Raw genomic sequence first — 25516 nt, forward strand, 5'->3', positions numbered from 1 at the left:
TATTTCGCTTTTTTGAATTTACACTTTCGCTACAAATCAACGCTGTATAAGCTGTCTATATTTCACCCAATCAAAGCTTAGACCAGGATCGCTTTTTCTCAAGGGCGCAATATATTGATGACCGGTAATTCGTGGCAGGGTGATGTGGGGATAAGACTGCATAATTACCTCAGTGATCTCTGCAAGTGATTGATATTGCGCTTCTGTGTAGGCAGTAAATTCTGTCCCTTCAAGCTCGATACCAATGGAATAGTCATTACAACGCTCCCTGCCCGCGAAACTGGATTGACCGGCATGCCATGCTCTATCGAGAAAAGAAACAAATTGAACGACCTCGCCGTTTCTCTTAATCAAGCAATGTGCAGAAACGCCCATTTTGTGAATAACTTCAAAAAATGGATGTGCGTTTGGGTCTAGCTTGCCAGTGAAGAAGTCCTCTATATATGGTCCACCAAACTGCCCAGGAGGCAAACTGATGTTGTGTACCACCAGCAGAGAGATGTCGTTTATATCAGAGCGGACATCAAAAAATGGTGACGGAACATGCTTTGCCTGTGTCAGCCAGCCATTCTCGATAATTGGGCGCATATCAACCTCTCTACTTTGCAAATTAACTGCTGAAATTATTGACACCGGAGAGTATCATTCGTTGCCATCTCCCTTTCAAGACAAGATTTGCGATGAAGAACACACACAACATTCAAGAACGCCTAGAATACCTTAAACAACAACTCCCTTTAGAGATCACTCGCTCTGTCGCTGATACCTTAAAAGAAGATCTAGGTGGCAGTGTCGACGCAGATAACGATATTACTGCATCTTTGATCCCTGCCGATGCGGTTAATACCGCAACGATTATTACTCGTGAGCATGGTGTGTTCTGTGGTCAAGCATGGGCTGATGAAGTTTTTAAGCAGCTCGGTGGTAAGGTCAGCATTGAATGGCACGTAAAGGACGGCGATAAAGTCGAACCTAACCAAACCCTTTGTACGCTGACAGGCCCTGCTCGTGACTTGTTAACTGGTGAGCGTAACGCAATGAACTTCATCCAAACGCTGTCTGGCTGCGCAACAGTTACCGCAGAGTACGCTGAAAAAATCGCGCATACTGAGTGTCGTCTACTAGACACACGCAAAACCATTCCTGGTCTGCGTAGCGCACTAAAATACGCCGTGACCTGCGGTGGTGGCTTTAACCATCGCATCGGTGTGTTCGACGCTTACCTTATTAAAGAAAACCACATTATTGCTTGTGGTGGTATTACTCAAGCGATACAAAAAGCGAAAGAGCTCAACCCAGGCAAACCGGTAGAAGTAGAAACGGAAAGCTTAGAAGAGTTGAAACAAGCGATAGACGCCGGTGCCGACATCATCATGCTAGATAACTTCACAAAAGAAATGATGCGTGAAGCCGTAGCGATTAACGCAGGTCGTGCCGCTTTAGAAAACTCCGGCAACATTACGCTAGGGACCATCGCAGAATACGCAGAAACCGGTGTCGATTACATTTCGGTAGGCGCTTTAACTAAGCACCTAAAAGCGATGGATCTTTCGATGCGCTTCAAATAATAAAAGCAACACAATCTCAATTACTTTAACTAACTCAGTGAGTTGTGAGTAATTCATCATTAAAAAGGGCCAATTGGCCCTTTCTTTTTATCCACTCAAAAAATAGTACTACTCGCAAAACTCTGCATACGATATGCAACTTTCTACCAAAGAGTTTTACCTCACTCGAGACCCCATCTCTTCCCCATTTTCAACCTTTATGAAGTCTCCATAATCCTTCGCTAATGCAAGGGCATTATTTATTTCATTAAGAAGGAAAGAAAATGAAACACAGTAAACAGAAAAAACAGCAAGGTTTTACCTTGATTGAATTGATGATTGTGGTGGCGATTATTGGTATTTTGGCTGCATTTGCAGTACCAGCATATCAAAACTACACAATGAGAGCGCATGCCAGTGAAATGTTAAGCGCTTCTGCTGCAATGAAAACAGCGGTTGGTATTTGTCTTATGGACGGTAATGCCGACTGTCTATCAGCAACCGCAAACAATGGAGTTCCAACGGCACAAAACCTAGGTGATTTTACAGTTGCTTCTCTTGCAGGCAATGTTGTAACAGCAACAGTAAATGCTAATGGAAAAGGGTCTTTAAGTGCAACAGATACCATAGAAATCACGCCAACTTTAGGGGCAGCAGGTGTAACATGGGCGGTAGCATGTACATCCACGAATGCTAACGTTGACTCTGGTGATTGGTGCCCAACCCGATAATGCAAACCAACCTATCCACGGTTCTTCGCCAAAAAGGATTACTGACCTTATCCGAAGAAGAATCGTTAATAGAGCAAGTCAAAGCTTCTGGCATTTCGATGCCAGAGGCTTTACTCAGTTCTGGATTATTGACATCAAGCGAACTCGCTGAGCACTTAAGTTCTCTCTTTGGTTTAAATCAGCCCGAGTTATCTCAGTATGAGTACGCTTCGCTTTGTCAACAACTCGGTCTACGTGAATTAATCACTCGACATAACGCACTCCCACTCCAGCGTACGCCTTCAACTTTGTTATTAGCCGTTGCCGACCCGACGAACCAACAAGCAGAAGATGACTTTCGTTTTGCGACAGGGTTGCAAGTAGAACTTGTTCTCGCTGATTTTCGTCAACTCAGCGCGGCAATTCGACGCTTATATGGTCGTTCATTGAGTCATGAGAAGTCCGGGTTAAAAGAGATCAACCAAGAAGAATTAGCCAACCTGGTTGATGTGGACGCAGATGAAATCGACAACATTGAAGACTTGAGCCAAGACGAGTCACCCGTCAGCCGTTACATAAACCAAATTCTGCTGGACGCTGTGCGCAAAGGCGCATCCGATATCCACTTTGAGCCTTATGAAAAGATGTACCGCGTGCGCCTACGCTGTGATGGCATCTTAATTGAAACACAGCAGCCACCAAGCCACTTAAGTCGCCGCTTATCCGCTCGTATCAAAATCCTCTCTAAGCTTGATATTGCAGAGCGACGTTTACCACAAGACGGGCGTATTAAGCTCAAGTTGAATCAAGACACCGCAATTGATATGCGTGTATCCACGCTACCTACTCTATTCGGAGAGAAAATTGTACTACGACTGCTCGACAGCAGCTCTGCTTCACTGGATATCGACAAGCTTGGTTATAGCGAACAACAAAAACAATTGTACTTGGATGCGCTGCGTCGCCCACAAGGCATGATTCTGATGACAGGCCCAACCGGGAGCGGAAAAACCGTTTCTCTGTACACTGGGCTGAGTATTCTCAATAAACCAGAAATCAACATTTCCACAGCAGAAGATCCGGTAGAAATTAACTTATCGGGCATTAACCAAGTACAAGTACAGCCCAAGATCGGCTTTGGCTTCGCAGAGGCGTTACGCTCTTTTCTTCGTCAAGACCCCGATGTAGTAATGGTCGGTGAGATTCGTGATTTAGATACCGCCGAAATCGCTATAAAAGCATCGCAAACCGGTCACTTAGTACTTTCAACCTTGCATACCAATTCTGCGGCTGAAACGGTGATTCGTTTATCAAACATGGGCGTAGAAAGCTTTAACTTGGCCTCATCTCTTAGTTTGATTATTGCCCAGCGCTTGGCCCGAAAACTGTGCTCGCACTGCAAACAGTCGCAAGAGCTTACCGTTCAGCTACAACATCTCGGAATTCAAGCAAGCGACAACATTTTTAAAGCCAATCCCGATGGATGCAATGAGTGTACCCATGGTTATTCCGGCCGAACGGGGATTTATGAAGTGATGCGCTTTGATGAATTTCTTTCCGAAGCGCTTATAAAAGGCGCATCAGTGCATGAGTTAGAAAAACTAGCCATCGCAAACGGCATGAGCACGTTACAAATGTCGGGCATAGAAAAACTCAAACAAGGAATCACAAGTTTTAGTGAACTACAGCGCGTACTTTATTTTTAATCCTTTAATCAGCAGTCACCTCTATGAAAACCACTACACCACAACTTAAAAACTTCCGCTGGAAAGGCATCAACAGTTCAGGCAAAAAGACGTCTGGACAAACCCTCGCGATGACGGAAATTGAAGTACGCGAGCGTCTAGACGCACAGCACATCAAGATCAAGAAGTTAAAGAAAAGCAGTATCTCGTTTCTCACTAAACTCAGCCATCGCGTGAAAGGCAGAGACATCACGGTGTTTACCCGGCAAATTTCGACGATGTTGATAACCGGTGTCCCCTTAGTTCAGGCTTTAAAATTGGTATCAGAAAATCACAAAAAAGCAGAGATGAAATCCATTTTGATGAGTGTGACACGCGCCGTTGAAGCGGGGACGCCCATGTCAAAAGCCATGCGCACTGCAAGTGAACACTTTGACCCACTCTATACCGACCTTATCGCCACAGGTGAGCAATCCGGTAACTTAGCAGAAGTATTCGAGCGCTTAGCCACCTACCGAGAAAAAAATGAACAACTCCGTGCGAAAGTGATCAAAGCCTTGATTTACCCAGCCATGGTAGTGCTAGTAGCGTTAGGCGTCTCGTTTATCATGCTCACCAAAGTCATTCCCGAGTTTGAAAAAATGTTTGTTGGTTTTGGTGCTGACTTACCTTGGTTTACCAGGCAAGTATTAGATCTTTCCGCCTGGACACAAAACTGGAGCCCATTTATAGCACTAGGCTCTATCAGTCTATTCATCTCGGCGAGAATCCTCTCTAAGCGTTCAGATTCTTTTCGCTTAATGCTCAATCGCTCTGTGCTTAAATTTCCTGTTCTTGGCCCTGTATTATCAAAAGCCGCTATCGCCAAATTTAGTCGAACACTCGCCACAAGCTTTACAGCGGGTATTCCAATTCTAACCAGTTTAAAAACCACATCAAAAACCTCAGGAAACTTACACTATCAACTCGCCATAGAAGAAGTTTACCGTGATACCGCCGCAGGTATGCCAATGTATGTTGCCATGCGTAACTGTAATGTGTTCCCTGAATTAGTGTTACAAATGGTCATGATCGGTGAAGAGTCTGGTCGACTTGACGATATGCTCAATAAAGTTGCAACGATCTACGAGTTTGAAGTCGATAACACCGTCGACAACCTTAGTAAAATTCTAGAGCCGCTAATTATCGTTTTTTTAGGCATCGTTGTTGGCGGATTAGTGACAGCAATGTACTTGCCAATCTTTAACTTAATGAGTGTATTGGGCTAGAATGAGCTGTTAACTCCTTTAAAACAGCATCTTGCTGATTTCACTCATCGCTCAAGAGACAAATATGGAAGTATTCCAGTACTACCCTTGGCTATTCGTTGTGTTTGCCACCATCTTCGGTCTGATCGTGGGTAGCTTCCTCAATGTGGTTATTTATCGACTACCTAAAATCATGGAACTAGAATGGCGACGCGAATGTGCCGAGTCATTTCCTGAATACAAAATAGAACCTCCTAAAGAAGTGCTGACGTTGAGCGTCCCACGCTCCTCCTGTCAGAAGTGCGCAACGCCGATACGTATTCGAGACAACATCCCTGTGATTAGCTGGCTGCTTTTAAAAGGCAAATGCCACAACTGTCAGACAGCCATTAGCGCACGCTATCCACTGATTGAACTGCTCACTGCGTTCTGCTCAGGCTTTGTCGCTTACCACTTTGGTTTTAGTTACTTTACCGTTGCCCTACTCTTTTTCACTTTTATCTTAATCGCCGCAACATTTATCGATCTCGATACTATGTTGTTACCTGACCAATTAACATTACCATTAACTTGGGCTGGCATTGCCTTAGCATTAGTCGAAATAAGTCCTGTTACTCTACAAGATTCTGTCATTGGTGCTATTGCTGGTTACCTATGTCTCTGGTCCGTTTACTGGGGCTTTAAGCTACTTACTGGTAAAGAAGGAATGGGATATGGTGATTTTAAACTACTAGCAGCACTAGGGGCTTGGCTGGGCTGGCAGTCACTGCCGATGATCATTCTACTTTCTTCTGTGGTTGGCATCGTATTTGGCATCATTCAACTACGCTTGCAAAAACAGGGAATTGAAAAAGCTTTTCCTTTCGGTCCTTACTTAGCAATTGCTGGTTGGATAAGCTTAATTTGGGGCGACCAGATTTTAAACTGGTACTTTACTTCAGTTCTAGGAGTGTAAATGGCTTTGGTTATTGGTTTAACAGGTGGTATCGCTAGCGGTAAAACAACCGTCGCGAATCTGTTCAAACAACAATTTAAAATCGATATCGTCGATGCCGACATTGTAGCAAGAGAAGTTGTCGAGCCAGGTACTCCCGGACTAAACGCGATTATTGAACACTTTGGTCACAATATCGTTCGTGAAGACCAAACTTTAGATCGCGCAAAGCTGAGAGAAAAAATCTTTTCAAACTCAGATGAAAAAGCATGGCTCAACGCACTGTTGCACCCAATAATTCGTGAAAAGATGATCGAAGATTTGCAGCAAGTCACCTCAGAGTATGCGTTACTTGTGGTGCCGTTGCTCGTAGAAAACAAGCTAGACAGTTTGTGTGATCGAGTTCTTGTCGTCGATGTAGAACCGAATACACAGATATCTCGCACGATGAAACGAGACAATGTGAGTGAAGAACAAGCTCGCGCTATCCTTGCCTCTCAAGCATCAAGAGAGCAAAGACTCGCGCTTGCAGACGATGTGGTTAAGAATAATCCAAGTGACCCAGATCTTTTGCTTCAAATCACAGATTTGCACGAAAAGTACCTAGCCATGTGTAAGAAAAATCTGCGAAAATAGGAACGAAACTCACAAAGGCTTATGTCGATGACCACGCACAAATTTGAACATCCGTTAAATGAGAAAACTCGTATTTATCTAAGAGTGGAGTCTCTGCTGCGTCAGGCTCACTTGGCCTCTGGGTTTAGCGAAAATCACCAGTACCAACTGTTTTTCCGTGCGTTATTCGATATGGTTGAAATTTTCGAACAGATCCAGCTGAAAAGTGAACTGGCCAAAGATTTAGAGAAACAACGACTGTCGTACCGCCATTGGCTAAATGTTGATGGCGTCGATCAAGACGCATTAAATACCCTACTACAAGAGATAGATGTCGTTCATAGCCAACTGATGGGTGCAGAGCGTTTTGGTCAAGCACTAAAAGAAGATCGCTTCTTAAGCTCTATCCGCCAACGCTTTAATCTACCGGGTGGTTCATGTTGTTTTGATTTGCCAGCGTTACATTACTGGCTTCACCTACCCATTGAACGTAAAAAGCATGATGCACAGCAGTGGCAAGTAAGCTTAAAGCCCTTATCTGATGCGCTTTCGCTATGGTTGAAACTCACCAGAGAGACCGGACATTTCAAAGCTCAAATCGGTCGCGCGGGTTTCTTCCAAAGTGACGCTGATGAAGCCAATATTCTAAGGCTCCACATCCCAATGGAATATGGCGTTTATCCTATGATTTCTGGCCATAAAAACCGCTTTGCGATCAAGTTTATGTCGTTTGAAAACGGTCAAGCGTGCACACAAGATATTGAGTTTGAACTTGCTGTGTGCAGCTAAGACGACACTAAGCCTCCCCCACAATCTAAAATTCAACGCTTTATTACGCTTATAACGCTTTATTACGCTTATATTGGATAAAATTTCGTAGCAGCAATAGCGCGTTGAATAAGCCATCTTGAATTCATTTAGGTATACTACCCTTTAACACCAATTAGTAATGGGACGCTCAACTATGTCTAAAATTACCATCGTTCAATGCCCACAGTGTGGCGCCGACGTAGAATGGGGAGAACAAAGTCCTCATCGCCCTTTCTGCAGTAAACAATGCCAAATGATTGATTTTGGTGAATGGGCAGATGAAGAAAACACCATCCCAGGCGCCCCTGATATGTCCGACAGTGATGGCTGGTCTGAAGACCAGTATTAATTGAGGCACTAGGGTAAAGGAATATCCTAGGCTCCTTCTTGGGGAATCTGAATCACGCTCCTTCGTCGCTGTCCAGAATGATGAATTTTAACCATTGCGGTCTGCAATCGGTATTCATTCCCCTCTTTTCAACTCTGACTATTTTGATGATCTAGCAAAGCTATTTTTATTCGAGCAAGGCGGAATCATGGAGAGTATGCCAGTGCATGAGCATCGACAGTACAGGTCGGGTGAAAAGAAACGAGCAAGCTAATTACACAAATAAAAAAACGGAGCCCTAAAAGGACTCCGTTTAAGATGAGAACGCTAGTTATAGCATTACTTCTTAGCAAGTTTCTCTTTGATACGAGCAGACTTACCAGAACGCTCACGTAGGTAGTACAACTTGGCACGACGTACTGCACCACGGCGTTTAACTTCGATGCTATCAACGATTGGAGAGTGTGTTTGGAACGTACGCTCAACACCTTCACCGTTAGAGATCTTACGTACAGTGAAAGCAGAGTGTAGACCACGGTTACGGATTGCGATTACGACGCCTTCGAAAGCCTGTAGACGCTCACGGTCACCTTCTTTTACCTTAACTTGAACTACAACAGTGTCACCTGGTGCAAATTTAGGTAGGTCTGATTTCATTTGCTCTTCTTCAAGAGCTTTGATGATGTTACTCATTTTTTAAATTCCTAGAATAAACTGATACTAAATAAATTAGGTTACTTTGCGTTATGTTCACTAATGAACTCAGCAAGTAATTGTTCCTGTTCGTCAGTCAGAGCTAGGTTTTCCAGGAGCTCTGGTCTTCTAAGCCAAGTTCGGCCCAGCGACTGTTTTAGTCGCCATTGACGAATGTCCTTGTGATTGCCTGACATCAGTACCGCTGGTACCTCTTTGTCATCCAATACTTCTGGACGCGTATAGTGAGGGCAATCTAACAAGCCATTTGCAAAAGAATCTTCTTCTGCTGACGCGAAATCCCCTAGTACACCCGGAACAAACCGAGAGACAGAGTCGATTAACGTCATGGCTGGTATCTCACCACCCGTCATCACAAAATCACCAATCGACCATTCTTCGTCGACTTCAGATTGAATGATGCGCTCATCTACCCCTTCATAACGACCACAAATCAGAAGCAAGTTCTCATTCGTTGCCAGTTCTTCCACTCCTTTCTGGTCGAGCTTGCGACCTTGAGGAGAAAGGTAGATGATTTTCGTCTTGCCCGGTGAGGCTGCTTTCGCGGTATGAATGGCATCGCGCAAAGGCTGAACCATCATTAACATACCAGGGCCACCACCGTAAGGTCGGTCATCGACAGTGCGATGTTTGTCGTGAGTAAAATCTCTAGGATTCCAAGTCTCAATCGACAAAAGACCTTTTTTAACCGCTTGACCTGTTACTCCAAAATCAGTAACAGAACGGAACATTTCAGGAAAAAGGCTAATAACGCCAACCCACATGTTTATCTCGCTCTGTAATTTTGGAGATTAGAATCCAGGATCCCAGTCAACTTCGATCCGTTGAGCTTCGCGATCAACATTAATGATCACTTGCTCTTCAAGGAACGGGATTAATCGTTCCTTCTGCCCGAAAGCATCTTTAAGATTTGCTTTAACAACCAGAACATCGTTTGAGCCAGTTTCTAGCATGTCAGTAACGACACCTAGATCGTAACCTTTAGTGGTTACAACTTGCATCCCAAACAATTCGCGCCAGTAGAACTCATCTTCTGACAATTCAGGCAGTACCGCAGGGTCAATAGCAATTTCAAAGTTCGTCATTAGATGCGCGTCTTCACGAACATCCATGCCTTCCAGCTTAGCCACCATACCTTTGTTATGGCGCTTCCAGCTTTCTACTTTGTACTCAACCCACTTGCCCTTTTGGTTAATATACCAAGGGCTGTAATCGAAAATGCTTTCAGCATTGTCTGTGTAGGAAAAAACCTTAAGCCAACCTCGAATGCCGTAAGTAGCACCAAACTTGCCTACAACAATCTTTTCGTTGCTCATTGTTTCTTTACCTTTCATCGACATAAACTAGTTTCTACTTTTCAAGTAAAAAATTAAGCCGCTTTTTGAGCGTCTTTAACTAGCTTAGCAACGCGGTCAGATACAGACGCGCCTTGACCAACCCAGTGGTTAACGCGGTCTAGGTCTAGACGTAGACCTTCTTCTTGACCTTTAGCAGTTGGGTTGAAGAAACCAACTTTCTCGATGAAACGGCCAGTTGCAGCGTTGCGGCTGTCCGCTACTACGATTTGATAAAATGGACGCTTTTTAGCGCCGTGACGTGCCAAACGAATGGTTACCATGTCGTCCTCTTTGCTTTCTCAAAAATAAAATTAACCCCAAAAACCATTCAAGAAATTAAATAGTTTGGGGTCTCGTGCCAAAATAAAGCTCCGGAATTTTACTCTTCTCCCGGAGCAATGCAAGGAGTTTAGTTACTTTTTCACCAACATAAATTGAATTTAAAGTTTGTGACGTACCTAACACCCTGAATCTATGCGTGATCGATTAATTAACGACCAAATGGGTTGAAGCCACCGCCTCCACCCATGCCGCCCATCATACCTTGCATGTTGCGCATCATGCCTTTCATGCCACCTTTTTGCATCTTTTTCATCATCTTCTGCATTTGGGTGAACTGTTTTAGTAAGCGGTTTACGTCTTGAACCTGCACACCAGAACCAGCCGCAATACGTTTCTTGCGTGAGCCTTTGATAATCTCTGGGCGTTGACGTTCTTTCATTGTCATGGAGCTGATGATCGCTTCCATCTGCTTGAACATCTTGTCATCGACTTTGTCTTTCACATTGTCTGGTAGCTGAGACATGCCAGGAAGCTTATCCATCATGCCCATCATGCCGCCCATGTTTTGCATCTGGCCTAGCTGTTCACGGAAATCTTCAAGGTCGAAACCTTTCTTCTCTTTGAACTTCTTCGCCAGCTTTTCTGCTTTTTCTTGGTCAACGTTGCGTTGTAGGTCTTCAATTAAAGACAGAACGTCACCCATACCAAGAATACGTGAAGCAACACGATCTGGATGGAACGGTTCTAGCGCGTCAGTTTTTTCACCGACACCCAAGAATTTGATTGGTTTGCCCGTTACATGGCGTACTGACAGTGCCGCACCACCACGAGCATCACCATCAACTTTAGTTAGAACTACACCGGTAAGAGGTAGCGCATCGCCAAAGGCTTTTGCTGTATTTGCTGCGTCTTGACCCGTCATAGCGTCAACAACAAATAGCGTTTCTACTGGGTTGATAGCTGCGTGAAGATCTTTGATCTCCCCCATCATCTCTTCATCAATCGCCAAGCGACCTGCGGTATCGACAATCAATACGTCGTAGAATTTTTTCTTCGCATGGTCAATCGCTGCATTGGCGATATCAATAGGCTTCTGGTCTGGTGATGATGGGAAGAAGTCAACACCGATGTCTGATGCCAGCGTTTCAAGCTGCTTGATTGCCGCAGGGCGGTAAACGTCGGCAGACACAACCAAGACTTTCTTCTTGTCACGTTCTTTTAAAAGCTTAGATAGCTTACCTACCGATGTGGTTTTACCCGCACCTTGTAGACCTGCCATAAGAAGCACAGCAGGTGGTTGAGCGGCAAGGTTTAGCGCCTCATTCGACTCACCCATTACGGCTTCAAGTTCTGTTTGAACGATCTTGATAAATTCCTGACCTGGAGTCAGAGATTTAGAAACTTCTACACCTACCGCTTTTTCTTTAACGCGGTTAACAAATTCACGAACAACCGGAAGCGCAACGTCAGCTTCAAGTAAGGCCATTCGTACTTCACGTAGGGTCTCTTTAATGTTGTCTTCGGTCAGACGACCTTTGCCACTGATATTTTTCAGCGTTTTGGATAATCGATCCGTTAAATTCTCAAACATCTTTGTCTCTTCGCTAAAATGGCGATTAATTAGTGTGAGTATACATTAGCCAAGGTCTGAGTCATACCCGTACCGCTGCTCTATTCTTGTCTCTATTTCTATATGGTGCGGTAACTTATTAATTTCAATATCTCATCTCTCACGATTGATGTCGGATATAACGTAGCCCCAAAGTGTAATGCAAGGTATAATTTCCTCATTGTGCACAATAATATTTAGGATTCATGGATAGCTTAATAGCCATCGCGGCCGCCATACTTTATGTTTTGGCGATTGCGACCATCATACCCGGACTCTCACAGCAGTCAGGAATCAAAGCAAAAACAGTGTTTGCTAGTGCTGCCTGTGCGCTTGTTTTTCATGCGTGGATTTTGAGTGATCTGATTTTTGATGGTGCAGGTCAAAACCTTAGTATTCTCAACGTAGCCTCTTTGATCAGTTTTATTATTTCTCTGGTCATGAGCCTTGCTATGTTGAAAAATCGGTTGTGGTTTTTATTGCCTGTCGTTTATAGCTTTGCTGCCATCAATTTATCTGCTGCCACATTTTTGCCAAGCACGTTTATCAAGCACCTAGAGAATGACCCTAAGCTACTCATTCACATTTCTTTTGCGCTGTTCTCATACGCAACTTTAACTATCGGTGCACTCTACGCACTTCAGCTGGCTTGGTTGGATCACAAACTGAAAACAAAAAAATCTTTGGCGATTAACCCAAACCTGCCGCCTTTATTAATGGTAGAGCGTCAGCTATTCAAAATCATTTTGATCGGTAACTTATTGTTAACTGGCACGCTCATTACTGGCTTTGTCTTTGTGCAGGATATGTTTGCTCAAGGTAAAGCGCATAAAGGCATTCTTTCTTTCATCGCTTGGATTGTGTACTCAATACTGCTTTGGGGTCATTATCAAAAAGGTTGGCGTGGTAGAAAAGTTACTTGGTTCGCTGTCGCAGGGGCAACGCTGTTAACTCTGGCGTATTTTGGCAGTCGCTTTGTGAAAGAAATCATCTTGAATTAAGGAGCTCTAGGGCTCCTATCCTTTATATTTTAGGCTAGATAAAATACAGTACGCCCTAACCCTTTGACTTAACGGACTTACTCAACCGTTATATAACCCAATACTTACAAGGAACAGCAACGTTTTGGACGACATCTCTACGGGTATCTTGTTTGCGCTACTCGCGTGTCTTATCGTCATATCAGGTTACTTTTCCGGCTCAGAAACAGGGATGATGTCTCTGAACCGTTATCGCTTAAAGCACTTAGCCAAAAATGGGCATAAAGGCGCTAAGCGAGTCGAAAGGCTATTAGACCGTCCAGATCGTTTGATTGGTCTTATTCTTATCGGCAACAACCTCGTTAATATTCTCGCGTCCGCCATCGCGACCATTATTGGTATGCGTTTGTATGGTGATTTAGGTGTCGCTATCGCAACCGGTGCACTGACTATGGTTGTATTGGTTTTTGCTGAAGTTACCCCAAAAACAATTGCAGCGCTGTACCCTGAACGCGTGTCTTACGCGAGCAGTATCCTACTGACCATATTGATGAAGTTACTATCGCCTTTGGTGATGCTCGTTAACTTTATTACGAATGGCTTTATTCGTTTACTTGGCGTAAAAGCCGATCACTCAGTAGAAGACCATCTTAGTTCCGATGAGCTGCGTACCGTAGTAAACGAAGCTGGCGGCTTGATCCCTCGCCGACACCAAGACATGTTGGTGTCTATTTTGGATCTTGAGCACGTCACTGTGAACGACATCATGGTGCCACGTAATGAGATTACCGGTATCGATATTAATGATGACTGGAAATCCATCGTTCGTCAGCTTACCCACTCACCACATGGACGCATTGTTTTTTATCGTGACCAAATTGATGAAGTGGTTGGCATGCTGCGCCTGCGTGAAGCTTACCGCCTGATGCTGGAAAAAAACGAGTTCAATAAAGAGACGCTATTACGTGCTGCGGATGAAGTCTATTACATCCCGGAAGGTACGCCACTAAACGTGCAAATGTTAAAGTTCCAACGCAACAAACAGCGTATTGGTCTGATTGTTGATGAGTATGGCGACATTATTGGCTTGGTGACATTGGAAGATATTCTGGAAGAGATCATTGGCGAATTCACGACCTCGATTTCTCCAAGCCTTTCTGATGAAATCAGTCCTCAAGGTGACGGAAGCTTCCTCATTGAAGGCAGCACCAATATCCGAGATATCAACAAAGGCCTGAAATGGGACTTACCAACGGATGGCCCAAGAACGTTAAACGGTCTTATTTTGGAGCACCTGGAAGATATTCCAGAGAGCCATTTAAGCGTGAGAGTGGCTGGTCATCCAATGGAGCTTGTTGAGATTGAAGAAAACCGCATCAAGCTCGTTCGTGTTTATCCTAAAAAGAAAAAATAGCCCCTATCTACAAATCACGATGAGAAAAACTCACGATAAGAAATAAAAAGAAAAGAGCCTGATCATGTCAGGCTCTTTTTAGTTCTGGATAAATATGCTTCTTGATAAGTTTTTAGCAACTAGTCGATGCGCAGCTCTTTTAGCATCGATTCAGGCAAAGCAAGTTCATCATTTTTGTTCACCGATACACCAGCATCCAAAATGCTCTTCGCGATCTGTTGTGCTTCTTCTAAAGAGTGCATCGCTGCCGTGCCACATTGGTATTCGTTGAGTTCAGGGATCTTGTTCTGGCTTTCTACCTTTAGTACGTCTTCCATGGCCGCAATCCAAGCATCCGCTACTTGCTGCTCTGATGGAGTGCCAATCAGGCTCATGTAAAAGCCGGTGCGGCAACCCATAGGCGAAATATCGATGATCTCAACAGAATCGCTGTTTAGGTGATTGCGCATAAAGCCTGCATAAAGGTGCTCTAGTGTATGAATACCTTTTTCAGAAAGGATGTCTTTGTTTGGCGCGGTAAAGCGTAAATCGAAGACAGTAATCGTGTCCCCTTTTGGGGTCTGCATGGTCTTCGCCACTCGCACTGCCGGTGCATTCATGCGAGTGTGGTCCACGGTAAAACTATCGAGTAAAGGCATTACATCTCTCCTGATTGTAACTCCAATACCTCTCGGTACTGGATAAATGTCATTCATCCCTTCAGCACATAAACAGGCTGTGGGTTAAAAGAACCAGCTGCTGTTGTCTTCCAATTCCTGACGACATTGCTTCAGCTGCCAGCCATAAGTTTTTGCAGTTTGTTCAACACGTCGAGCGACTTTGATCAAACTAGGCTTTCGCTTATAAGTACCTCGCTTGTACCCACCTCGACCTTCATGATAAGCCAGATATTGACTGTATGGGTCCCATAACGAAATCCCTAGTTGGCGCCTCGTTTCGTGAGTATACCAACCGACAAACATCATTGAATCATCAAAGTTGGTACGAGAACCGCCCTGACCCGTCGCATCTTGGAAATCTTCCCAAGCAGGATCTTGAGCTTGAGCGTAACCATACGCACTGCTAACTCGTCCCCAAGGGATAAATCCCAATAAATAGTCTTTGGGTGGTTTCGCATCGTGCCGAAAGCTGCTTTCTTGTTTAATGATAGCCATAGCGACATGAATGGGGGTTCCCCACTTTTCTTCCATATCTTTGGCATCATCATACCAGCCGGATTTCTCTCGAAATATCTCACATAAATTATTCTGCTGCTTTGGCGGTGCCGTGGCACAACCTGCAAGTAACATGCTTCCGAGTACCGATACTACTAACGGTTTAATGTTCAATCCCACCCAACCTTTACCTATTCACTACTGCTTCAGATAAGCAAAGTAATCTTCCAAAAAATCATCAAAAGATAGCGTGTCACTTTGTTCCGCTTGCTTTTGCTTTTCTACTGACGACGCCACTTCCGTTTCCATCGTATCTTGTGAGTAGTACTGATAACCGTGAGCTAGATTTTCCTCGCGGTACTTCATGCCAAGCGCACAGCCGACTTTACCTAACCCACCAAGCTCTTTCGTCAGCTCTAAAAGTTGACCTGAAATCGTTAGTTCTGGGTTATCAATCCATGTCTCGAGTTTATTACACACATCTTGGTATGCACTGCCACCAGCAGCCATATCCATTTGCTGTGCTATCTGACGCAGCTCGACAAACACTCGATACGCCCAATCTTGCAGAGATAGACGTTCACCTTGGCAACCAATTTGAAGCATTAGCCCTTTTTCACGACCAGAAACAATGACTTTGTTCCAGTTGTCGCGCCAACACTCTAATTCACAGTTGTCCATTGGATCCGAGTCTGACAAGGCCGCCCAAGTCAGGAAGAGATCAAGGAATCGTACTTGCTCTTCATCCAACCCCACTGCGCTGAATGGGTTAACGTCTAGAGAGCGAACTTCAATGTACTCAACCCCACCGCGTCGTAACGCATCTGAAGGCTTCTCACCACTTTTCGACACGCGTTTCGGGCGAATTGGAGCGTATAGCTCGTTCTCAATTTGTAAAATATTGGAATTAAGCTGGCGGTATTCACCGTCCACTTTGACGCCTATTTTCGCAAACTCTTCTGATGGGTGACGAATCGCATCGCTCAAACCATCCAGATACTGATCAACGCTGTTAAAGCCAATTTTCAGTACACTTTGCGCACTATTGGTGTAGCCCAGATCGCTCAAACGCAAAGACGTCGATTTCGGCAAATACAAAGTGCCGCCAATTTTTTCGAATGGCAGATCGGTTTCACGACCTTGAATAAAAGAGCCGCATAACGCTGGCGATGCGCCGAAGAAATACGGAATCATCCAACCAAAACGGTAATAGTTACGGATCAGCGCAAAGTAGGCATCAGACTTAGCATCTTGGCGGGCTTGTTCATCTTGCTCTCCGTAAAGCGCGTCCCAAAATGTCTCAGGGAACGAGAAGTTAAAATGCACACCTGAAATGATTTGCATCAGGCAGCCATAGCGGCGTTTTAGACCTTCTCGGTACAGGGTTTTCATTTTTGCTGCATTCGAAGAGCCGTACTGAGCAAGCTGAATATCCTCTTCCGAGCCAACATAACATGGCATAGAAAGAGGCCACATCTTTTCTTCACCCATTTTTGTCTGCGTGAAGTGATGGATATCTTTCAGTTGTGCCATCAGTTCTGGAATTTCATGTGACACAGGAGTAATGAACTCTAACAATGATTCAGAAAAATCAGTCGTGATCCATTGGTTTGTGAACGCTGAGCCTAACCCCTCTGGATGAGGTGTTGTTGCTAGATGTCCATCCTGACGATAGCGCAAAGTTTCTCGCTCAACACCGCGTCCAAACTGCTTAAATACTTCGGGGTTTGATGCAACTTTTTTTAGTCGCGCAGCAAAATCAGTCAAAATGAGGTTCGCTTATATTGGGAGCAGGACACTTGTCACAAAGGACAAGCGTAAGCTAAGTTATTGATATTTAATGCATCTAGATAAATAACCCACGAAAAGTCGCTTATCTAGATGAATAGCGGAGAAACGTTTCTCCGCTATTAAATGTGTACTCTATCGAATGATTTCAAGCTCTTCTACGTCTTTCCCCAACTTTTCTAATTGAGGACGCAGTGATTTAGCATCACCAACGACGATAATTTGATAGTCATTTGGATCAAACCACTTTTGAGCCAGTGCATTCAAAGTCTGCTTATCAACTTTTTCTACGATAGCGTTTCTTTGCTGCAAGTAATCTTGATCGAGGTTGTACTTAAGAATATCACTAATGAGTTCCGCTTTTTGTGTTGGCGTTTCATATTTCAGTGCATCTTTTTGACCGACCGCTTGACGCATAAATTTCATCTCTTCATCAGTAATTCCTGACTGCGAGTATTCATTTAGCTCATTTTCCATCTCAATGATAGAAGCAACCGTTGCATCCGCTCGTACTTGCGCGGTGAAAACAACCGAGCCAGTTTCTGGATTTCCAGAGAAGTAACCGTAAGCGCCGTATGTGTAACCCTTGTCTTCACGTAGGTTTTGGTTAATGCGGCTATTGAAGTTCCCTGCTAAGTTGAAGTTTGCCAGTTGGCTTAGGTAAAAATCGCCCGTTGCATCGTAAGGCATACCCTGACGAACCATCATGACCACACTTTGCGGGGCTCCTGGTTTATCAACAAGATGGATCTTTTGCTCACCTAATGCAGCGATGCTTTGCGGCGCATACAATGGCGCAGCTTCATCCTGCCAGTTTTTCCAGAACGTCAGCTGCTGTTCAATTTCCTGTTGTTCAATGTCACCAACAACGACGATTTGCGCACTTTGTGGCGTGTAATGCTTCGAGTAGAATTCACGGACATCATCCAACGTTAGTGCACTTACCCCTGCTTGCGTGCCGTCTTTTGGTCGAGCAAAAACAGAGTCTCCATAGAGCACTTGGCGACTCGCTTGTGATGCCATCCAGCTTGGATTTTGGTGCTCATACACAAGACCTTCTAGCGCTTGCATCTTCACACGCTCAAAGTCTGCTTGCTTGAATGCAGGAGACAGCAACATCTCTTCGACAATTTTCAACGTCGGCTCTAAGTTCTTTTCTAAAGCAGAAACGCTGATGTTTGTTGTGTAGCCCGTTGCATTCACGGAGATGACACTACCTAGTTTATCGAGCTCAGCTTGAATCTCTTCGACACTACGTTTCGTTGTGCCTTCTTGCAACATTGCGGCGGTCAATTGGGCAAGACCTTCTTTGCCCTTTTCAACAAAACGTGTTCCCGCAGGTAAACTAAACTGCATCATGACCGTTGGTGTTTCATCGCTAACCGCGCCAAGCAACTCCGAGCCATTATTAAAATGAAGCTCGTACAACTCAGGCATCGTCGCTTTCACTGGCTCCCCTACAGGCGGTTGCACAGAGCGATCGAAGTTATCGGTCGCACGACGATACGCCAATTGATCATCAGTGATCTTCTCGTATTCTGGTAGCGTACGTTTTGGCGTCACAAAGGTCGCTGGTTTTACGACAAGGTCAGTTTTTCCTTTTGGTACCACGCTTAGGGTCACTTTGTTCTTACCTTGGATAAAATCCGTATACGCTTTTTCTACCGATGCAGGTGTCACTGCGCGGATCTGCTCAAGCTGTTGCTCAAGACGATCAGGATCGCCGAAAAATGTCTCGTTGGAAGCCAACTGCGTTACTTTGCCTTTAACGCTTTCTAATGCAAAGATAGCATCCGCTTCCGCCTTACCCTTCAATTGTTCAAGGCGATCTTCTGTCACGCCTTTTTCAGCAAACTGATTGAGTGACTGTAAAAGCTCGTCGTACAGTTTTGATAGGTCGCCTTTGTCCCCAGAGTCACCCATTGCATAAACGTAAAAGTTACACGCCAGTTCTGCACAGTCATGGAATGAGCCCGCATCGACGGCTTTTTGAGTCTTGACTAAGTCTTGGTAGAGCACGCTGTTTGTACCGCCACCTAGCACTTCAGATAGCGTATCGAGAGACGCTTGGCTTTCTTCGCCGTTGTAAGTTGTTGGCCACGCGATCATCACCATCGGTTGTTGAATGCGATCTTCTAGCGTGATGTATTTGTCTTCTTGCAGTTTTGCAGGTTGTTTCGGCGCATTTTCAACCTCTGGCCCACGAGGAATCGAACCGAAGTACTTATTTACCCACTCAAGAGTTTGTTCAACGTCTAAGTCCCCACCGATAGTGATAGTCGCATTGTTTGGGCCATACCAACGCAAGAAAAACGCTTTGAGGTCGTTCACATCAACACGGTCAAGATCTTCAACATAACCAATGGTTTGCCACGAATATGGATGACCTTCAGGATATAGCGCTTCAGACATGCGCTCCCAAATTAAGCCATAAGGACGATTATCGTAACGCTGAGCTCGCTCATTTTTTACAGTAGAACGCTGAATTTCAAATTTGCGTTGAGAAACCGCATCCAGCAAAAAGCCCATACGGTCAGACTCTAACCACAGCATTTTCTCTAGCTGGTTAGCCGGGACAGTTTCAAAGTAGTTAGTACGATCACGGTTTGTCGTACCATTTAACGTACCTCCAGCCTCTGTGATGATTCTGAAGTGCTCTTGGTCACCAACGTTCTCTGAACCTTGGAACATCATGTGCTCAAAGAAATGCGCAAAACCAGACTTACCCACTTCTTCACGAGCTGAACCAACATGGTAAGTCACATCCACATGGACCAATGGGTCAGAATCTTCAGGAGCTAAGATCACCGTTAAACCATTATCGAGTTTATACTTTTGGTATGGAATCTTAACTTTGCCTTCTTCCGCTTTCGATGACTCGACGAAAGTTACCCCTTTCGGCAGTGATGAAACTGGCGTATTTGATGCACAGCCCGTGATCACCAAAAGTGAACACGCGCCAACCCAAAACATCTTCATGTACTTTCCTTAAAATAATCCGAGATAGATGGCCGCAAGTAAGCTATACCTAGCAGCCTTTCCTAAAAATATTAAAATCACGCAAGGCAGAAACTTCATTCTCAGCCACCCTGCGGCTAAACACAGCGGGTCTCCAATCACAGGTAACCAGCTAAAAAACAATCCCCAATAGCCATACTTTGACAGCCACTTTAATGCGGTATGACCGTGCTTTTCTTCTTGCGCTTTGTTGGGAATCCACAAGCCAAGCCAATAATTTGTTAAGCCACCAAGCGTATTGCCGATAGTGGCGACCATAATAATTGACGAAACGGAATATTGATTTAATGAGAGAGTGGCAACTAAGCCCGCCTCAGAACCACCAGGTAACAAAGTGGCACTGAGAAAACCGGTCATGAAAAGCACCCATAATGCTGAATCTGAAAACCAAAGCGCTAAACTTTCAAAGCTCGTATTAAATGCTTCTAGCATGTCATATCAAGCAACACCTTGCCTCTGGTTCTTCCTGATTCAACTTGCTGGTGAGCAGCAATCACATCACTCATCGGATAAACCTGTTGAATTTCAGTCTTCAGTAAACCAACGCCAACCATGTACAACAAGGTATCTAATTGCGCTGGATCTGGCTCAACCAACATGCCGTTAGCCTCAAAGCCTAGGAGTTTGGCTTTTTCACAAATCAGCTCAGCCGTGATGGTTGGAACGGTGATGACTCTCGCACCGTCTTTCAGGCATTTAAGCGCATCTAACGCGGCATCTCCACCTACTAAATCAATCAAAACATCAACGTCTTCAACACGTTCTGACACTGGTGCAAATTGATAGTTCACTGCGTGAGCGCCAAGGGTAGCCAGGTAGTCTAAATTTCGTTCACTGCAGGTTGTAAAGACTTCCGCTTTAGTCGCGACCGCGATTTGTACCGCTAGGTGTCCAACGCCACCGGCTCCTGCGAGGATAAGTACGCGATCGTTTTCAGTCACATTAGCCTTACTGAGAGCTTGTGCCGCAGTTTGTCCCGCCAACGGTAATGCTGCTGCTGCCTCTAAAGTAACTGAACTGGGAACATGACTTAACTCAGCTTCTGGAACACATACGTACTGACTGTACCCACCGCCTCGGACTGGGAAACCGATAAATCCAGCCACCTCATCACCATCATTAAAACGCGACGCTCCCTCTCCACTGGACACGACTTTTCCTGAGATGTCGTAACCTGGTACCCAAGGTAAATTATCCTTGTTCTGCGCAGCTGCCCAACCGAGTCCGGCTCGAGTTTTAACATCAATAGGATTTACGCCTGAAAAAGCGACTTTTACTAAGACTTCACCAGGCTGTGGTGATGGTGTAGAAGCATGTTGAATCGCGAGTACGTTGGCATCACCAAATTCAGTGATAACGATCTGTTTGTGTTCCATAAACCATTCCCTGCAAGAAAACAAAAAGGGATGCGAAAGCATCCCTTTGACTATAAACCATTTTGTTAACCGAAGTTAATCGTGATTTTGTAAATTGGTTGATCATTCCATTTTCGGTAATGACTAGCCGACAAGTGCTAGCAAGATACCAGCGGCAACCGCTGATCCCAATACTCCTGCAACGTTTGGTCCCATCGCATGCATCAACAAGAAGTTTTGCGGGTTAGCTTGTAAGCCGACCTTGTTCACCACACGCGCGGCCATTGGTACCGCAGAAACGCCGGCCGCACCAATAAGTGGGTTGATGTCTTCTTTTGAGAACTTGTTCAGCAACTTAGCCATTAGCACACCAGCACCCGTGCCAATACTAAACGCAACCGCACCAAGCCCTAGAATGCCTAATGTTTCTAAGTTCAGGAATTGATCCGCTTGCAGCTTCGAGCCAACCCCTAAGCCCAAGAAGATCGTCACGATGTTGATCAGCTCATTTTGTGCGGTTTTCGATAGACGATCGACCACACCCGCTTCACGCATTAAGTTACCAAGACAGAACATACCGACAAGAGGCGTTGCTGAAGGTAGGAAAAGAATCGTCATGAGTAATACTGCCATCGGGAACAATACCTTTTCCCATTTACCCACGTGACGCAGTTGCGCCATTTGAATCTCACGTTCTTCCTTAGTGGTTAGCGCCTTCATGATTGGCGGCTGAATGATTGGCACTAAAGCCATGTAGCTGTACGCGGCTACAGCAATCGCACCAAGCAGGTCTGGTGATAACTTACTTGCTAAGAAAATCGCCGTTGGGCCATCCGCACCACCGATGATAGCGATAGACGATGCATCCGCCATGGAGAACTCCATACCAGGTACATAGTTGAGCAAAATAGCGCCAAACAGTGTCGCAAAAATACCAAACTGAGCTGCCGCACCTAGCCACAACGTTTTTGGGTTTGCGATCAAAGCACCAAAGTCGGTCATCGCACCCACACCCATGAAGATCAACAACGGGAACACACCCGATTCAATCCCAATGTAGTAAACGTAGTAGAGCAAGCCGCCAGGCTCAGTAAAGCCAGCATTTGGAATATTCGCCAAGATAGCACCAAAACCAATCGGCAATAACAGTAAAGGCTCAAAGCCTTTTTTGATTGCCAAAAACAGCAAGGTACAACCAACCAGCATCATACAGATTTGGCCGAACTCGAAGTTAGCGATCCCTGTTTCTGCCCAAAGGGTTAACAATCCGTCCATGATACTCCCTTACGCCAGGCTCAACAGAGGCGCACCTACTGTGACAGCATCGCCTTCTTTAACGTTCAACTCTTGAACCACACCACCACGCGCCGCACGCACTTCTGTTTCCATCTTCATTGCTTCAAGAATCAGTAGTACATCGCCTTCAGCCACTTCAGCGCCAGGCTGAACATTCACTTTAAAGATGTTACCGGCAAGAGGAGCAGGCACCGCTTCAGCAGATGCGCTAGAAGGTGCGCTAGGTGCCGTCGATTTTGCAGGCGCCGCAGAAGGAGCGACAGAGGTTAGCTCGCCTTGAGGACCAACTTCCACCTCATACACCTGTCCGTCAACACGTACGCTATAAGTTTCTACGCCGCCAGTTGCTGGTTGCGCCGCAGGTACGGCAGGCTTCGCGGCTTCTAGCGTTGGTGCAGGTTCAAATGCTTCTGGGTTGTCACGATTCTTAAGGAACTTGAGACCAACTTGAGGGAAAAGCGCATAAGTAAGTACATCATCAACACGCTCACTTGCTAGCTTAATACCTTCTGATTTCGCTTTCTCCATCAGATCAACAGTAAGCGTCTCCATTTCAGGCTCAAGCAAATCGGCAGGACGACAAGTAATAGGCTCTTTGCCATCAAGTACTTTAGCTTGCAGCTCTGCATTTAACTCGGCTGGCGCTTGACCGTATTCGCCTTTCAATAGACCAGCAGTTTCCTTAGTAATGCTCTTATAGCGTTCGCCAGTAAGCACGTTAATCACCGCTTGCGTTCCGACGATCTGCGAAGTTGGAGTCACCAATGGAATGAAACCAAGATCTTCGCGAACACGAGGGATCTCTTCTAAGACTTCATCAATGCGATCCGCCGCGCCCTGTTCTTTCAACTGGCCTTCCATGTTAGTCAGCATGCCGCCAGGCACTTGAGCAATCAGGATGCGAGAGTCTACACCTTTCAACTGACCTTCCCACTTCGCGTACTTCTTACGTACTTCACGGAAATACGCGGCGATAGGTTCTAGTTGCTCGAGCTTCAAATTCGTATCTCGCTCGGTTCCTTCTAGCATCGCGACTACCGTTTCAGTCGGTGTGTGACCATAGGTACAACTCATTGAAGAAATCGCTGTATCGAGAATATCAATACCAGCTTCAACTGCTTTTACCGCTGTCGCAGTAGACAAGCCTGTCGTCGCGTGACAATGAAGTGCTAATGGCACATCACAAGATGCTTTGATACGCGTGATAAGCTCTTCCGCTTCATAAGGCTTGAGTAAGCCAGACATATCTTTAATACACAGTGAATGACAACCTAAATCCTCTAGGCGTTTTGCCAAGTCAACCCAAGTGTCTGCGTTATGCACAGGGCTTGTTGTGTAAGACAGCGTACCTTGAGCATGTGCGCCAACATCGACCGTTGCTTTAACGGCCTTCTGGAAGTTTCGCACGTCATTCATTGCATCAAAGATACGGAACACGTCCATACCGTTAGCATGCGCGCGTTCAACGAACTTCTCTACTACGTCGTCGGCATAATGGCGGTATCCTAAAAGGTTTTGACCACGCAGTAGCATTTGCATTGGCGTATTGGGCATCGCTTTTTTCAGCTCACGTAAACGCTCCCAAGGATCTTCCCCTAAGAATCGAATACAAGAATCAAACGTTGCGCCACCCCAAGTCTCTAGAGACCAGTAACCAACCTTATCCAACTCAGCTGCGATAGGCAGCATATCCTCAATACGCATACGCGTAGCAAATAGTGATTGATGGGCATCACGAAGGACCACATCTGTAATAGCTAGTGGTTTAGACATGCTCTTAAACTCCTTTTTAATCCTGGTTCGGCTACTTCGCGAATGAGGCGCGATGTTTATGAATCGCAGCCGAGATCGCCGCCACTACTTGTGGACTAACAGCTGAAGAGGTTGATTGAATATTAGTATTTGTTTTTGGTGCTGCGATCGGCTCTGGTAGTTCTTCTGGTACCAATTTCGACATTAGCCGAACGAGATAAACAAGAATAGTGAGGAAAATAAATACGACCGCCATCCCCGTTAGCATCAGGGTGGCCGCATCTACTAGCAGGCTTCCTATATTAGTCATGTTGCTTCCTTTCTTTGTCATCCTGACAACGTGCAGGACTTTAATAGCGTCAAATCCCGACCAATGGATTATCTCGATTGGTTAAATTTTGTCAATTTTGTTTAAGGAAGGTTTGTAATAATCCTGATAAATGATTATTTATTCACTACCCAGATCACAGTTCATGACAAAATAATTACTGCGAATCTGCTATCTCCTTACGAACAGAGTAAAGGAGGACATAAATAAAAACTGCGATTTGGATTTCAAAACCAAATCGAGATTTACACATAAAAGCCAATAAAAACAAAAGGATGTCATTTAATAACAATTAACAAACAAATAAAAAACAAAGAAGTTACATTTAAACAATTGAAGTGAAAGAAACGGAAATCAATATACAGGAGAGATAGTAAGGATGGATTCACAAACTACAGCAGAAACTTTATTCCAAATTGCTTAGATAAGCACATATTCGCTTTTGGAAAAGAAGGGCATCGCCTCTAACGACTCAGGTTATAGTTCTAGATGTCCAGATACAAAAAAGCCTCGCAATTGCGAGGCTTTTTCAGTAAATGGCGCGTCCTGGAGGATTCGAACCTCCGACCGCCTGGTTCGTAGCCAGGTACTCTATCCAGCTGAGCTAAGGACG

At 45.0% G+C, this 25516-nt stretch carries 25 protein-coding genes; 10 read left to right on the forward strand and 15 right to left on the reverse strand.

Annotation, left to right across the window (positions count from 1 at the left end):
* Window positions 1-36: 36 nt before the first annotated feature.
* Entirely contained in the window at window positions 37-588 is a 552-nt protein-coding gene (gene ampD / locus ACWYVB_RS12225; protein ID WP_104970938.1) for a 1,6-anhydro-N-acetylmuramyl-L-alanine amidase AmpD, read from the reverse strand.
* Window positions 589-680: 92 nt separating this feature from the next.
* Here ampD and nadC point away from each other — a divergent pair, with 92 nt between their 5' ends.
* From nadC to yacG, 8 genes are all read left to right on the forward strand, one after another.
* Window positions 681-1568 carry a carboxylating nicotinate-nucleotide diphosphorylase gene (gene nadC / locus ACWYVB_RS12230; protein ID WP_301610329.1) on the forward strand — a complete coding sequence of 296 codons (888 nt, stop codon included), beginning with the start codon at window positions 681-683 and terminating at the stop codon, window positions 1566-1568.
* Window positions 1569-1831: 263 nt separating this feature from the next.
* A complete protein-coding gene (locus tag ACWYVB_RS12235) occupies window positions 1832-2278 on the forward strand; it encodes a pilin (protein WP_025795214.1) in 447 nt (148 codons plus the stop codon).
* Window positions 2278-3963 carry a type IV-A pilus assembly ATPase PilB gene (gene pilB, locus ACWYVB_RS12240; RefSeq protein WP_395222261.1) on the forward strand — a complete coding sequence of 562 codons (1686 nt, stop codon included), beginning with the start codon at window positions 2278-2280 and terminating at the stop codon, window positions 3961-3963. Before ACWYVB_RS12235 ends, pilB begins: the two co-directional genes overlap by 1 nt.
* Before the next feature lie 23 nt (window positions 3964-3986).
* Window positions 3987-5210: a type II secretion system F family protein gene (locus ACWYVB_RS12245; RefSeq protein ID WP_074191781.1), complete on the forward strand. Its 1224-nt coding sequence runs from the start codon at window positions 3987-3989 to the stop codon at window positions 5208-5210.
* Window positions 5211-5274: 64 nt separating this feature from the next.
* Entirely contained in the window at window positions 5275-6144 is an 870-nt protein-coding gene (locus ACWYVB_RS12250) for a prepilin peptidase (protein WP_012841418.1), read from the forward strand.
* A complete protein-coding gene (gene coaE, locus ACWYVB_RS12255; RefSeq protein WP_124008502.1) occupies window positions 6145-6759 on the forward strand; it encodes a dephospho-CoA kinase in 615 nt (204 codons plus the stop codon).
* A 27-nt stretch (window positions 6760-6786) separates the two neighbouring features.
* Window positions 6787-7527 (forward strand): cell division protein ZapD, encoded by a 741-nt coding sequence (gene zapD / locus ACWYVB_RS12260; protein ID WP_012841416.1) that lies wholly within the window; start codon window positions 6787-6789, stop codon window positions 7525-7527.
* Between the two features lie 175 nt (window positions 7528-7702).
* Entirely contained in the window at window positions 7703-7897 is a 195-nt protein-coding gene (gene yacG / locus ACWYVB_RS12265; RefSeq protein WP_005396692.1) for a DNA gyrase inhibitor YacG, read from the forward strand.
* Window positions 7898-8215: 318 nt separating this feature from the next.
* Here yacG and rplS read toward each other — a convergent pair whose 3' ends face one another.
* From rplS to ffh, 5 genes are all read right to left on the reverse strand, one after another.
* Complete coding sequence (gene rplS / locus ACWYVB_RS12270; protein ID WP_005379971.1) at window positions 8216-8569, reverse strand: 50S ribosomal protein L19; 354 nt, start codon at window positions 8567-8569, stop codon at window positions 8216-8218.
* Window positions 8570-8610: 41 nt separating this feature from the next.
* Entirely contained in the window at window positions 8611-9354 is a 744-nt protein-coding gene (gene trmD, locus ACWYVB_RS12275; RefSeq protein WP_395222262.1) for a tRNA (guanosine(37)-N1)-methyltransferase TrmD, read from the reverse strand.
* A gap of 27 nt (window positions 9355-9381) precedes the next feature.
* Window positions 9382-9930, reverse strand: a complete 549-nt coding sequence (rimM, locus tag ACWYVB_RS12280) for a ribosome maturation factor RimM (protein WP_005379964.1) — start codon at window positions 9928-9930, stop codon at window positions 9382-9384.
* 29 nt (window positions 9931-9959) lie between these two features.
* Entirely contained in the window at window positions 9960-10208 is a 249-nt protein-coding gene (gene rpsP, locus ACWYVB_RS12285) for a 30S ribosomal protein S16 (protein ID WP_005379962.1), read from the reverse strand.
* A gap of 209 nt (window positions 10209-10417) precedes the next feature.
* Window positions 10418-11800 carry a signal recognition particle protein gene (gene ffh, locus ACWYVB_RS12290; RefSeq protein WP_005385423.1) on the reverse strand — a complete coding sequence of 461 codons (1383 nt, stop codon included), beginning with the start codon at window positions 11798-11800 and terminating at the stop codon, window positions 10418-10420.
* Window positions 11801-12024: 224 nt separating this feature from the next.
* Here ffh and ACWYVB_RS12295 point away from each other — a divergent pair, with 224 nt between their 5' ends.
* A complete protein-coding gene (locus ACWYVB_RS12295; RefSeq protein ID WP_047008980.1) occupies window positions 12025-12819 on the forward strand; it encodes a cytochrome C assembly family protein in 795 nt (264 codons plus the stop codon).
* Window positions 12820-12943: 124 nt separating this feature from the next.
* Window positions 12944-14212 carry an HlyC/CorC family transporter gene (locus ACWYVB_RS12300; protein ID WP_005396696.1) on the forward strand — a complete coding sequence of 423 codons (1269 nt, stop codon included), beginning with the start codon at window positions 12944-12946 and terminating at the stop codon, window positions 14210-14212.
* 119 nt (window positions 14213-14331) lie between these two features.
* On the opposite strand, the gene luxS is transcribed toward ACWYVB_RS12300, so the two are convergent.
* The 9 genes from luxS to ACWYVB_RS12345 all read right to left on the reverse strand — a co-directional run bounded on the left by luxS (window position 14332) and on the right by ACWYVB_RS12345 (window position 24885).
* A complete protein-coding gene (gene luxS, locus ACWYVB_RS12305) occupies window positions 14332-14850 on the reverse strand; it encodes an S-ribosylhomocysteine lyase (protein ID WP_005396698.1) in 519 nt (172 codons plus the stop codon).
* A gap of 84 nt (window positions 14851-14934) precedes the next feature.
* Entirely contained in the window at window positions 14935-15540 is a 606-nt protein-coding gene (locus ACWYVB_RS12310; protein ID WP_170903315.1) for a transglycosylase SLT domain-containing protein, read from the reverse strand.
* 24 nt (window positions 15541-15564) lie between these two features.
* Entirely contained in the window at window positions 15565-17133 is a 1569-nt protein-coding gene (gene gshA / locus ACWYVB_RS12315) for a glutamate--cysteine ligase (protein WP_457529061.1), read from the reverse strand.
* A 156-nt stretch (window positions 17134-17289) separates the two neighbouring features.
* The gene (locus ACWYVB_RS12320; protein WP_170903317.1) at window positions 17290-20133 is read right to left on the reverse strand and encodes a M16 family metallopeptidase; all 2844 of its coding nucleotides are present in this window, start codon (window positions 20131-20133) and stop codon (window positions 17290-17292) included.
* A 9-nt stretch (window positions 20134-20142) separates the two neighbouring features.
* Window positions 20143-20604 (reverse strand): YqaA family protein, encoded by a 462-nt coding sequence (locus tag ACWYVB_RS12325; RefSeq protein WP_005396704.1) that lies wholly within the window; start codon window positions 20602-20604, stop codon window positions 20143-20145.
* Window positions 20598-21548: an NADP-dependent oxidoreductase gene (locus ACWYVB_RS12330; RefSeq protein WP_237312421.1), complete on the reverse strand. Its 951-nt coding sequence runs from the start codon at window positions 21546-21548 to the stop codon at window positions 20598-20600. The genes ACWYVB_RS12325 and ACWYVB_RS12330 overlap by 7 nt, the downstream gene beginning before the upstream one ends.
* A 123-nt stretch (window positions 21549-21671) precedes the next feature.
* A complete protein-coding gene (locus ACWYVB_RS12335; RefSeq protein ID WP_005396706.1) occupies window positions 21672-22802 on the reverse strand; it encodes a sodium ion-translocating decarboxylase subunit beta in 1131 nt (376 codons plus the stop codon).
* Window positions 22803-22811: 9 nt separating this feature from the next.
* Window positions 22812-24596 carry a sodium-extruding oxaloacetate decarboxylase subunit alpha gene (oadA, locus tag ACWYVB_RS12340; RefSeq protein ID WP_109169452.1) on the reverse strand — a complete coding sequence of 595 codons (1785 nt, stop codon included), beginning with the start codon at window positions 24594-24596 and terminating at the stop codon, window positions 22812-22814.
* Window positions 24597-24627: 31 nt separating this feature from the next.
* Window positions 24628-24885, reverse strand: coding sequence for an oxaloacetate decarboxylase subunit gamma (locus tag ACWYVB_RS12345; RefSeq protein WP_395222265.1), 258 nt, complete (start codon window positions 24883-24885; stop codon window positions 24628-24630).
* Window positions 24886-25516: the final 631 nt, after the last annotated feature.

This window comes from Vibrio sp. JZG10 (assembly GCF_054064075.1).